Raw genomic sequence first — 10,689 nt, forward strand, 5'->3', positions numbered from 1 at the left:
GCGATCATGACGCCGGCCGACGGCGCCAGCGCGGACCCCAGCGACGCCGCCACGAACACCGCGGTCCCGGCGACCAGCACCCGCCGCCGGCCGAGCAGGTCCCCGGTGCGCCCGCCGAGCAGCAGGAACCCGCCGAACGGCACCATGTACGCGTCCACCATCCAGGCCAGCCCGCCCTCGGAGAAGTGCAGCGAGTCCCTGATCGCGGGCATCGCGACGTTGACCACGGTCACGTCGATGGTGTCCAGCAGCGCCGCCAGGCACAGCACGGCGAGCGTCAGCACGTGCCGCCGCGTCCAGCGGAACTCCGCGCCGCCCGCGGGCGCCGCCGACGAGGTACCTACTGATCGATTAGTAAGCTCGCTCATGACGGCGAGCCTAACCCACTTACTAATCGATAAGCAAGTAGACTGTACGCCGTGACCCAGCCCGACACCAAGCAGCGGATCCTCGCCATCGCGGGCGAGCTGTTCGCCCGGCAGGGCTACACCGGCACGACGATCGCGGACATCGCCCGCGAGCTCGGCACCACGACCGCGGCGCTGTACTACCACTTCCCGTCCAAGGCGGCGATCCTCGGCGGCCTGCTGGCCAGGCCGCTCGCCGCCTACACCAGGCTGCTCGACGGCCTCGACTCCGGCGAGACCGCACCAGCGGACCTGCTCGGCGCGATCATCGACATCACCGCCGACTCCCGCGACCTGGCTACGATCTTCGACCGCGACCCGGCCGCGCTGGCGATGATCGACCAGCAGCTGCCCCGGTCCTCCGCCGAGATGACCGCGCAGACGATCGCCGCGCTCGCCGGTCCCGAACCGGACCGTGCCGCGCTCATCCGCGCCAACGCGGCGCTGGCCGTCGCCAAGGCGGCCACGCTCGCCGCGCTCGACCTCGGCGACGGCAGGTTGACGCCGGCTGATCGAGGCGAGGTGCTCGCCGTCGCGCTGGGAACATTGAAAGAATTATTCAGAACGATCTCGTGGCGCCTCCCGAAGGGACATGCCAGTGGCCGATTTCGTCGGTGCCGTCGATCAGGGCACCACGAGCACGCGGTTCATGATCTTCGATCACGGGGGCAACGAGGTCGGCAGGCACCAGCTCGAGCACCAGCAGATCCTGCCGAGGCCGGGCTGGGTCGAGCACAACCCGGTGGAGATCTGGGAGCGCACCAGGACCGTGATCGCGGCCGCGCTGAACGCGGCGGGCCTGGCGCCGCGCGACCTGGCCGCGCTCGGCATCGCGAATCAGCGGGAGACGACCGTGGTGTGGAACCGCCGCACCGGCGTCCCGTACGCCAACGCGATCGTCTGGCAGGACACCAGGACCGACCGGATCGCCGCGGCGCTGGAGAAGAGCGGCGGCGGCGAGGTGATCAGGCGCAAGGCCGGCCTGCCGCCCGCGACGTATTTCTCCGCGGGGAAGCTCCAGTGGCTGCTGGAGAACGACGGCCGGCTCCGCGCCGACGCGGAGCGCGGGGAGGCGCTGTTCGGCACCATCGACTGCTGGCTGCTGTGGAACATGACCGGCGGCACCGCCGGCGGCGTGCACGTGACCGACGTGACGAACGCCAGCCGCACGATGCTGATGAACCTGCGCACGCTGGACTGGGACGACGAGCTGTGCGCGCTGTTCGGCGTGCCTCGGGCGATGCTGCCGCGCATCGTCCCGTCCGCCTCTGACTTCGGGGTGACGGCGCCTCTTGGCCCAGTTGGCGGCGAGGTGCCGATCGGCGGGGTGCTCGGCGACCAGCAGGCGGCCACGATGGGCCAGGTGTGCTTCGCGCCCGGCGAGGCGAAGAACACCTACGGCACCGGCAACTTCCTGGTGCTCAACACCGGCGCCTCGATCCACGAGTCCGGGTCCGGGCTGCTCACCACGGTCGCCTACCAGCTCGGCGCCCAGCCGCCGGTGTACGGCCTTGAGGGTTCGGTCGCGGTGACCGGCGCGGCGGTGCAGTGGCTGCGCGACCAGCTCGGCATCATCAGCGGCGCCGCGCAGAGCGAGGGCCTGGCCAGGCAGGTCGACGACACCGCGGGCCTGTATTTCGTGCCGGCGTTCTCCGGGCTGTTCGCGCCGTACTGGCGCGCCGACGCCCGCGGCGCGATCGTCGGGCTGTCCAGGTTCCACACCAACGCGCACCTGGCCAGGGCCACGCTCGAGGCGATCTGCTACCAGAGCAGGGACGTGGTGGACGCGATGGCCACCGACTCCGGCGTCACCCTCGACGTGCTGAAGGTGGACGGCGGGGTTACCGCCAACGACCTGTGCATGCAGCTACAGGCCGACATCCTGGGCGTCCCGGTCAGCCGCCCGGTGGTCGCGGAGACCACCGCGCTCGGCGCGGCCTACGCGGCCGGCCTGACGGCCGGGTTCTGGCGGGACACCGCGGAACTGCGCGCCAACTGGCACGAATCCCGCCGCTGGGAGCCCACCTGGTCCGAAGACCGCCGCGCGGCCGGCTACGCCGGCTGGAAGAAAGCGATCAACCGCACCCTGGACTGGGTAGACGTTGGGTAAGCAGGAGCGTCGAAAGGCGGTTTGCCGTGGTGGACGTTCGGATGCCGGTTACCGCCGAGCCAGTCGGCGACGTGACCGCGGTGCTCGGCGAGGGACCCTACTGGCGGCCGGAAGACGAGGTCCTGCTCTGGGTCGACGTTACCCGCGGGCTGCTGCACATGACCCGCGTCCAGCTTGGCGAGACGATCACGATTGAGCTAGACCCGGTGTCCGCGGCGTTCCCCGCGGTCGGCGGCGGGATCGTGACGGCTGGCGGGCACCGGCTGACGCTGCGCGCCACCCGGCCGGGGGAGGGCTGGGCCGGGCGAACTATCGCCGAGGCGCCCGCCAGTGACGGAGTCCGGTTCAACGACGCCGCGGTGGACCCGGCGGGCCGGGTCTGGGTCGGCTCCATGGACATCAAGGAGAAGGAGCCGCTCGGCACGCTGTACCGGCTGGGCACCGGCGGCACGCTGACCCCGGTGGTGAAGGGCGCGACGGTCTCCAACGGGATTGGCTGGAGCCCGGACGGCACGCGCATGTACTACAACGACTCGCCGCTGCGCCGGATCGACATGTTCGACTACGACCAGGCGACCGGCGAGGCGTTCGGGGGCCGGGTGTTCGCCGACCTGTCCCGTGCCGACGGCTTCCCCGACGGGCTGACCGTCGACGCCGACGGTTACGTCTGGGTGGCGATGTTCGCCGGCGGGGCGCTCCGCCGCTTCACCCCGGCCGGCCACCAGGACGCGGTGCTCCCGCTGCCCGTGTCGCAGCCGACGAGCTGCGCGTTCGGCGGCCCCGGCATGGCCGACCTGTTCGTGACCACGGCGTACCGGGACCTCACCGAGGCCCAGCGGGCGGCCGAGCCGCTCGCGGGCCGCCTGCTCAGGCTCCGCCCAGGCCCGGTAGGCCTGCCCTCCTCGGCTACGCAGGCCGTCATCCCCAGCTGAAGCAGTCCTCGACTACGCGCGAAACGCGAGTTACGCTGATTACATGCGAAACTCCCGGAGGCGTAGTCATGGAACAGACAGAGCTTGACCGCATCAGGCAGCAATTCGCCGAGGCAGTACGCAGGCTCCTGCCGGGCGCGCCGATCGAGCGCATCGAGGTGCTCCAGCACGGTGATGACCCGGAGGTCGAGCCGGGGCGGCTGCTGGCCCGCGTGGTCGTCGCGGCACCGGACGATGAGGAGGAGCGCAAGCGAGTGTTCGAAGAGTTCCACGCCGCGCACCACGAGGCCTTCCACGAGCTGCGGAAGGAGCTGAACACGCTGCCGGTCCCCGTGATGCTCCAGTTCATCGCGGGCGGCGCGCAAGCCGAGGACCGCAAGGGCCCGTTGATCCAGCTGCTGCATGCGCGCGGCGGCGGCGAAGGGCCCGCGCCAGGGTTTACTCCCGTCATGGCCCGGCTCGCCGCCGAGGACCTGGAGACGCTGGACATGCTGATCACCGCGGGCATCGCGACCAGCCGGGCGGAAGGCGTCCGCTGGGCGCTCGCCCGTATCAGGGAGCGCCCAGCGTACGAACAGCTCCGCGCCAGGACCCGTGAGATCGAGGAACTGAAGTCCCAGTTCTGAGGTCCCGTGTCAGGTCGTCAGCACGACCTTGCCGGGAATGTGCTGGGCCGACTTGGCCATGAAGGCCTCGCGTGCCTCCGCGAGCGGGTAGACCGCGCCGACTTGCGGCCGCACTATGCCCTCGTCAACGAGCCGGGTGATCTCCCGGAGCTGGGCGCCGTTCGCGTCGCGGACGAAGTGAACGGTGCGGATGTCGTCCCGGTCGGTCTGCGGCGGCGCCATGACAGACACCACGGCGCCACCGGGCTTGACCATGGCCGGCGACCTGGCGAGCACGTCGCCGCCGATCGCGTCGTAGACCAGGTCGGCCTGGCCGGCGGCCTTCTCCCAGCCGTCCTGCTCCAGGTCGACGAATTCGTCGGCGCCGAAGTCGAGCGCGCGCTGGCGAGCGCTCGCCCGGCCCGTTCCGATGACGTGGGCGCCGGCCCAGCGGGCCAGCTGCACGCCCACCGCTCCGACCCCGCTGCCGGCGCCGTGGATCACCACGGTCTGGCCGGACTCGAGGTGGCCGTGGTCGAACAGCGCCTGCCACGACGTGAGCCCGGCCTGCGGGATCGCGGCGGCCTCGACGAAATCGACCGTCGCCGGCTTGGGCGCGAGGCTGCGCGCCTCGATGGCCACGTACTCGGCTGCCCACCCGTCGCGGTAGCCGTCGATCAGGCCGTAGACCTCGTCGCCCGGCGACAGGCCGGCGGTGCCGTAGCCGAGCGCGACCACGACGCCTGATCCCTCGTGGGCCGGGATGATCGGTCCTCGCTCGTGCCCGGCCCGGTCGGTCCTGAGCGGCCAGGTCAGCTCGGTCGGGGTGAAGCTGGCGGCGCGCACCTGGACGAGCGCGTCGCCGATCGCGGGCTGGGGATCCGGGGCCTCCTCGTAGACGAGGCTCTCGATGCCCTCGAAGCCCTCCGGCGTGTGGCTGCGGACAGCTCTCATGGGAGTCTCCCTTGTCGCATCGAATGATTTGAGGTGTCACCTGTATGACTCGCCGGGCGCGCGGAATGTGACCGTCCGTCCGTCCGTCGTAGGGTGGACGGCATGGCTGTATGGGTGTGTGCCACGTGCGCGAACCACTACCCCGACACCGGCTCGCCACCGGGGAAGTGTGTCATCTGCGCCGACGAGCGGCAGTGGGTGCCGTCGTCGGGTCAGCGCTGGACGACGCTGGCGGAGCTCGCCACGGCGGGGCATCGCGGCGACGTCCGTGAGGTCGAGCCCGGCCTGCTGGGCGTCGGCGCGGATCCACAGGTGGCGATCGGCCAGCGCGGGCTGGTCGTGCAGACCGCCGAAGGGAACCTGCTGTGGGACCCCCCAGGATTCCTCGACGAGTCGTCGATCCAGGCCGTCGCGGACATCGGCGGCCTGCGGGCGGTTACGGCGAGCCACCCGCACTTCTACGGGTCGATGGTCGAATGGAGTCACGCGTTCGGCGCCGACATCCTGCTGCCGCGGGCGGACGCGCACTGGCTGACCCGCCCGGACCCCGCCGTGCGCACCTGGTCAGGGACGCTGGACGTGCTGCCCGGCGTCACCCTCATTCAGTGCGGCGGCCACTTCCCCGGCAGTGCGGTCGTGCACTGGGCCGCCGGCGCCGACGGCGCAGGCGCCCTGTTCACCGGCGACACGATCTGCGTGACGCCGGGGGAGGAGCGGCTCACCTTCATCTGGAGCGCCCCGAACCGGCTGCCGCTCCCGGAAAAGGCGGTCCGCACCGTGGTCGACGCGGTGCGCCGGTACCCCTTCGACCGTATCTACGGCGGCTGGTGGCAGCCCACGCTGCACACGGGCGCGCACGACGTCCTGGAAAGCTCCGCCGCCCGCTACATCGAATTCCTGCGCGGCGAAGTAGCGGTGGACTGACCACCGGCGCCGTAGCGCAGCCCGTCGATGAGCAGCGCCACCATCCGCTGGCTGTAGGCGACTCCCTCGCCCGGCACAGGCACGCACAAGTTGGCGGCCAGGTCGGCGATCTGTTTCGCCGGCGCGTCCACGCCTGATGTGCCGAAGACCGTCTTCGCCGCCTCAAGCAGGGAGTCGATGTAGTTCCGGAAGAGTGTTCCGTTTCGATCTTAGGGTAGGGCACCGGACGAGCGCTCACCACAGCCCGGCCGCAATTTCAGGAGGAGCTCGTGCGGTACCGCACACTCGGCAGGACCGGCATCAAGGTCACCCCCTTCGCGCTCGGCGCGATGATGTTCGGGGCCGGCGGCAATCCCGATCACGACGACTCGATCCGCATCATCCGCAAGGCGCTGGACGCGGGGATCAACTTCGTTGACACCGCCGACGTGTACTCCCAGGGCGAGTCAGAGGAGATCGTGGGGAAGGCGCTCAAGGGGCGCCGCGGCGACGTCGTCCTCGCCACCAAGGCAGGTCTCCCGATGGGGGATGACCCCAATCAGCGGGGCGCCTCCCGGCGCTGGCTCATGACCGAGGTCGAGAACTCGCTGCGCCGTCTGCAGACCGACTACATCGACCTGTACCAGGTCCACAGGCCCGACCCGGGAACCGGCATCGAGGAGACCCTGTCGGCGCTGTCGGACCTGGTCCACGCCGGCAAGGTCCGCGAGATCGGGAGCTCCGCGATGCCCGCCTCAGACATCGTTGCAGCACAGTGGGCCGCCGAGCGGCGTGGCCTGGAGCGGTTCCGCACCGAGCAGCCGAGTTATTCGATCCTCAGCCGCGGCATCGAGCGCGAAGTGCTGCCCGTCGCCCAGCGCTACGGGATGGGCGTGCTGGTGTGGAGTCCGCTCGCGAAGGGAATGCTCACCGGCCGCATCCGCAAGGGCCAGCAGACCGACCTGCGCCGCGCCGCCAGGCTCACCAGCTTCACCGACGAGTCCCGGCTCGACGCCGTTGAGCAGATCGTCTCGCTCGCCGAGAAGGCGGGGCTGCCGATGACCCACCTCGCGATGGCGTTCGCGATCGCCCACCCCGGCGTGACCAGCGCGCTCATCGGCCCGCGCACGATGGAGCAGCTCGATGACCTGCTCGCGGGCATCGACGTCACGCTCACCGACGACATCCTCGACGCGATCGACGAGATCGTCCCGCCCGGCACCGATGTCGGCGCGCCCGACCAGTCCGCCTACCTGCCACCGGCCCTCCAGCGCCCGGACCTCCGCCGTCGGCCCGCCGCCGAACGCGCCGCCGCTGACCGCGACTAGCTGCCCGGCGCCTGGCCGGCGGTCATCGTTAGCTCCGGCGGGCGAGCCAGGGTCTGGTAGACGACGCAGTAGCGCTCGGTGAGACGGATCAGCGTCTGGAGTTCCTCGGCGGTCGCATCGGCGTCCAGGTCGAAGGTCAGGCGGATGGAGCTGAACCCGACCGGCGCCTCCTTGCTCACGGCCATGGTGCCGCGGAAGTCCAGGTCGCCCTCGGCGGTGATGGTTCCCCCGGCCAGGCTGATCTTCAGCGAGGTGGCGACGGCGCGCAGCGTGACCCCGGCGCAGGCCACGAGCGCCTGCAGCAGCATGTCACCGGAACAGAGCAGCGTGCCGTCTCCGCCGGTGGCCGGGTGCAGGCCCGCCACGGCCAGCTGCCGGCCCGTGTCCACCGAGCACGCGATGGCCTGGTCGTCGAGCTGGCCGTGCGCCCGCAAGGTGATCAGCGCTTCGCCCGGGTTCTGGCGATAGCTGTCCTTGAGCGGTTCCTGCACGGCGCGAAGCTCTGCGCTGTCCATGCTGCTACTCCCTTAACGGTCACGGGCGGGCGGGGAAGAGCCGCTCCTCCATGGTGAGGTGAGAGGCCCACTCAAGGCAATCGGCGCCGGCGAAGCGCAGATAGGCGCGAAGCGCGTCGCGCATCGCCTCGACGAACCCGTCGGCGCGCCGCGGCGCGAAGCCGTCCTCCCACCAGACGTTGAGCACCTCCACGCGAGCCCGGTCCCGGTCGATCCGCGGTTCAATCCGGCCGGCGAAGCGGTCGCCGAAGACGATCGGGAGCACGTAATAGCCCCACCGGCGCCTGGCCGGCGGGAAAAAGCCTTCCCAGACGTAGTCGTAGGCAAACAGGCTCGCAAGGAGGGCGGTGTCCCACAGCAGCGAGTCGAACGGGGCGATGAACGCGACGGAGGAGGCCGGCTCCGGCGGAGCCTGCAGCAGCTCGACCTCCTCGGCGAGGACAAGGCGCTTGCCGCGCACGCCCTCGATGTCGACGGGCACGAGCGCGCCGAGCTCGACCAGCTCCTTCCGCAGCTCGTTGCGCTGCTGCGGCGGGGCGATGCGTGCGAACGTACCGCCGGCGCCGCCGGCGCCGAGCAGGCCGTGGGCGCGGTAGCGGGACAGGAGCTTGTGCCGGAGCTGCTCTCGCTCCGGCACCTCGCGCATGAGCACCTCTGCCGGGAGCAGCCGTTCGAGGAGGTCGTAGTACCGGAGGTTGCCGTCCCGCCGCGCGAGACCGATCACGCCCGTGACGGTGTATGCCTCGAGCACCGCGCGCACGGCGTTCTCCGGCATCCCGAACCAGTCTTTCGTGGGGCCAGTTTCGCGCTCGAAGTCGCGTGCGGACAGCGGTCCTTCCGCGCGGATCCGTTCGAGCACATGCTCTGCCACCGCGGCGTTCTCAGCGAGGGCCGCGCCGTGGAACCGGGGCCCCTTGCGGCCCATGGCATGACGGAACCACGGGAACTCGCTCGCCGGGACGAACGACAGCGCCTTGTTGGTCGCCTCGAAGATCTCACGGCGTTCGTACAGCGCGTCGCACCAGGCGGGCTCGTAGGCGGCGACGCGCGCGTGCAGCACGAGGTCGTGGTTCCGGCCGGCGACCGCGATCGGGTCGAACTGGATCGACCCGAAGGCGCGGAAGACCTGCAGCACCGCTTCGAGGCCTCCCGCGAGAGACCGCGCCGGCGCGAGGAAGTGCCGCGCTACGAGAAAGCGACGCGCCGCCTCAGCAGTTGCCTTCACCTGGACGACACTAACCGTGCGAGCCAGGCCCGGCCACCAGCCACAGCCCGCTTCAGGCAGGCACCCCGGCCCGGGCGGCGGCTATCGCCCGGTCGTCGAAGCCGCGGATGTCAGCGATGCGATCGCCCTTCACGGTGAGGACCTGCCAGCGCCCGGCCGCTCCGCCTGCCTCGCGGGCAGCCGGCGTGCCAGTGACTTCAAGTCCCACAAGAAGCGTCCCGGTGCCGACGGTGACCTCGGTGACCATCGCTCGTACGCCGGCGGCTCGCGCGCCGGCCCACCACGCGATGACCTCGTCGCGGTTGCGGCAGTCGTCATCGCCGGGACCCTCTGGCGCACCCCAGCGCGCATCGGGGTCGAGCAGATCCCTGATGGCATCAAGATCGCCGGACTCCAGCGCGGACCTGACTCGTCCGGCGAGCACGCCCGGCCCTTCCGCGGCGCTGGCCTCGTCTGACATGAGGATCTCCCTTGCGGTGTGCGGCTGGTTATTCCAGCCTAGGGGCGTGGACGTTCTGAGCAGCCGGATCCTCGTCCGCCCCAGCGACCTGGACCGCAGCCTCCGCTTCTACCGCGACGTGCTGGGTCTGGCCGTCTACCGGGAGTTCGGCCCTCCCGACCATCCTGGGGTGGTGTTCTTCCTCGGCCAGGGATCGCTTGAGGTCTCCGGGCACGCGGCTGGCGCTGCGGGGCGCTCGGTGATGATCTGGATCCAGGTACGGGATGTCCGCGAGGAGCATGCCCGGCTGGCCGCGGCCGGAGTCCCGGTCATCAGGGAACCCGTGACCGAGCCCTGGGGACTGATCGAGATGTGGATCGAGGATCCCGACGGCATCCGGATCGTCCTGGTCGAGGTTCCCGCCGGTCACCCTCTCCGCCGTGACCCGCGATCGGCCTCACCGCCGAGATGACGACCGCTATGCGGTAGAAGAGCACGTTTCCGCGGAAACGGCTTGTGAAAATCTGCACAAAGCGCTTCCGCGGAAACGCCACGCCGACGGTGGCCGGGGTCTGCCCTGCTACACAATGGGGCAGAGTTCGTGGACCCATTGGCCGTCGAGCCGGCGCCGCACATCCTGGCCGGCCGTGATGACCGCGCCGCAATGCACGCAGACCATGCCCGGGGCGTGCGCCTCGTTGTCGTCTACCTCCAAGCCGCCCTCGTCTATGTGTTGCTGGGTGTGTTCCTGGGCGTATTCCTCCCGCGTGCCGCCCAGATCCTCAAACAGGCCCTCCTCGATCTCGCGGCCTCCGAAATCCGGCGGGGTTGTCATGTGTGCCTCCTGCGGCCGGGACGCCATAACCAGACTCTGATCCCAGTGTGCCACCGCGGCGGTCACCCTGGCGCGATCCTGGTGCCGCCGCGAGCCGGGCCCCGGGTGCGCCGACGTTGCACGTCGGTAACTCCTATGTTACGGTAACCTGGCTGTTACCATTGATCGGGGGCGCGGAAAATGCGGTATTACGAGGCGAGGTCGACGATTGCCGCCACCGCGGCGGCGGTATGGGCCATGCTCATCGACGGGGCGAGCTGGCCGAAGTGGGATTCGGGCGTTGACGCGGTCGAGGGCCGGATCGCGATGGGCGAGACACTGAAGATCCGGTCGCAGGCGGCTCCCGGTCGCGCGTTCCCGGTCAAGGTGACGTTGTTCGACCCCCCGGCTCGCCTGCGGTTCAGCGGGGGCATGCCACTGGGCTTGTTCCGCGGCG

General features: G+C 70.6%; 15 protein-coding genes and 1 pseudogene. 8 read left to right on the forward strand and 8 right to left on the reverse strand.

From position 1 onward, the window contains the following. Nucleotides 1–368: MFS transporter (locus tag WA805_RS12095; protein WP_425242378.1), on the reverse strand; the 368-nt coding region annotated here is incomplete at its 3' end. A 51-nt stretch (nucleotides 369–419) separates the two neighbouring features. Between WA805_RS12095 and WA805_RS12100 the strand changes: the two are divergent. After that, nucleotides 420–566, forward strand: a pseudogene (locus tag WA805_RS12100) (TetR family transcriptional regulator); the annotation flags it as partial. A 41-nt stretch (nucleotides 567–607) separates the two neighbouring features. On the opposite strand, the gene WA805_RS12105 reads toward WA805_RS12100, so the two are convergent. After that, on the reverse strand, nucleotides 608–865 hold the full coding sequence (locus WA805_RS12105) for a hypothetical protein (protein WP_422285251.1): 258 nt from the start codon (nucleotides 863–865) through the stop codon (nucleotides 608–610). Between the two features lie 140 nt (nucleotides 866–1,005). Here WA805_RS12105 and glpK point away from each other — a divergent pair, with 140 nt between their 5' ends. The 3 genes from glpK (at nucleotide 1,006) to WA805_RS12120 (ending at nucleotide 4,075) form a co-directional block, all read left to right on the forward strand. After that, on the forward strand, nucleotides 1,006–2,517 hold the full coding sequence (gene glpK, locus WA805_RS12110; RefSeq protein ID WP_422282287.1) for a glycerol kinase GlpK: 1,512 nt from the start codon (nucleotides 1,006–1,008) through the stop codon (nucleotides 2,515–2,517). A 26-nt stretch (nucleotides 2,518–2,543) separates the two neighbouring features. Then, the gene (locus WA805_RS12115) at nucleotides 2,544–3,449 is read left to right on the forward strand and encodes an SMP-30/gluconolactonase/LRE family protein (protein WP_424561630.1); all 906 of its coding nucleotides are present in this window, start codon (nucleotides 2,544–2,546) and stop codon (nucleotides 3,447–3,449) included. 68 nt (nucleotides 3,450–3,517) lie between these two features. Next, complete coding sequence (locus WA805_RS12120) at nucleotides 3,518–4,075, forward strand: hypothetical protein (RefSeq protein WP_422339204.1); 558 nt, start codon at nucleotides 3,518–3,520, stop codon at nucleotides 4,073–4,075. Between the two features lie 9 nt (nucleotides 4,076–4,084). On the opposite strand, the gene WA805_RS12125 is transcribed toward WA805_RS12120, so the two are convergent. Then, the gene (locus WA805_RS12125) at nucleotides 4,085–5,008 is read right to left on the reverse strand and encodes an NADP-dependent oxidoreductase (RefSeq protein ID WP_425242379.1); all 924 of its coding nucleotides are present in this window, start codon (nucleotides 5,006–5,008) and stop codon (nucleotides 4,085–4,087) included. Nucleotides 5,009–5,110: 102 nt separating this feature from the next. Here WA805_RS12125 and WA805_RS12130 point away from each other — a divergent pair, with 102 nt between their 5' ends. After that, the gene (locus tag WA805_RS12130; RefSeq protein WP_422323932.1) at nucleotides 5,111–5,932 is read left to right on the forward strand and encodes an MBL fold metallo-hydrolase; all 822 of its coding nucleotides are present in this window, start codon (nucleotides 5,111–5,113) and stop codon (nucleotides 5,930–5,932) included. Here the strand turns inward: WA805_RS12130 and WA805_RS12135 are convergent. Next, nucleotides 5,893–6,063 (reverse strand): hypothetical protein, encoded by a 171-nt coding sequence (locus WA805_RS12135; RefSeq protein WP_422282297.1) that lies wholly within the window; start codon nucleotides 6,061–6,063, stop codon nucleotides 5,893–5,895. The genes WA805_RS12130 and WA805_RS12135 overlap by 40 nt on opposite strands. 138 nt (nucleotides 6,064–6,201) lie before the next feature. Here WA805_RS12135 and WA805_RS12140 point away from each other — a divergent pair, with 138 nt between their 5' ends. Then, nucleotides 6,202–7,239, forward strand: coding sequence for an aldo/keto reductase (locus WA805_RS12140; protein ID WP_424560660.1), 1,038 nt, complete (start codon nucleotides 6,202–6,204; stop codon nucleotides 7,237–7,239). On the opposite strand, the gene WA805_RS12145 is transcribed toward WA805_RS12140, so the two are convergent. Genes WA805_RS12145 through WA805_RS12155 form a run of 3 tightly spaced genes read right to left on the reverse strand, consistent with a single transcriptional unit; the run spans nucleotide 7,236 to nucleotide 9,439 of the window. Continuing rightward, on the reverse strand, nucleotides 7,236–7,754 hold the full coding sequence (locus WA805_RS12145; protein ID WP_422277211.1) for an OsmC family protein: 519 nt from the start codon (nucleotides 7,752–7,754) through the stop codon (nucleotides 7,236–7,238). The two genes, WA805_RS12140 and WA805_RS12145, sit on opposite strands and share 4 nt — an antisense overlap. Before the next feature lie 19 nt (nucleotides 7,755–7,773). Beyond that, the gene (locus WA805_RS12150; protein ID WP_425242380.1) at nucleotides 7,774–8,979 is read right to left on the reverse strand and encodes a DNA glycosylase AlkZ-like family protein; all 1,206 of its coding nucleotides are present in this window, start codon (nucleotides 8,977–8,979) and stop codon (nucleotides 7,774–7,776) included. 52 nt (nucleotides 8,980–9,031) lie between these two features. Further along, nucleotides 9,032–9,439, reverse strand: a complete 408-nt coding sequence (locus WA805_RS12155) for a nuclear transport factor 2 family protein (RefSeq protein WP_422287514.1) — start codon at nucleotides 9,437–9,439, stop codon at nucleotides 9,032–9,034. Between the two features lie 46 nt (nucleotides 9,440–9,485). Between WA805_RS12155 and WA805_RS12160 the strand changes: the two genes are divergently transcribed. Then, entirely contained in the window at nucleotides 9,486–9,890 is a 405-nt protein-coding gene (locus WA805_RS12160; protein WP_422276844.1) for a VOC family protein, read from the forward strand. Nucleotides 9,891–9,998: 108 nt separating this feature from the next. On the opposite strand, the gene WA805_RS12165 is transcribed toward WA805_RS12160, so the two are convergent. Then, the gene (locus WA805_RS12165; RefSeq protein WP_422276846.1) at nucleotides 9,999–10,253 is read right to left on the reverse strand and encodes a hypothetical protein; all 255 of its coding nucleotides are present in this window, start codon (nucleotides 10,251–10,253) and stop codon (nucleotides 9,999–10,001) included. A gap of 180 nt (nucleotides 10,254–10,433) precedes the next feature. On the opposite strand from WA805_RS12165, the gene WA805_RS12170 reads away from it, so the two are divergent. Next, nucleotides 10,434–10,689: SRPBCC family protein (locus WA805_RS12170; protein ID WP_425242381.1), on the forward strand; the 256-nt coding region annotated here is incomplete at its 3' end.

It is taken from the genome of Trebonia sp. (assembly GCF_049794275.1).
Lineage (GTDB): Bacteria > Actinomycetota > Actinomycetes > Streptosporangiales > Streptosporangiaceae > Trebonia.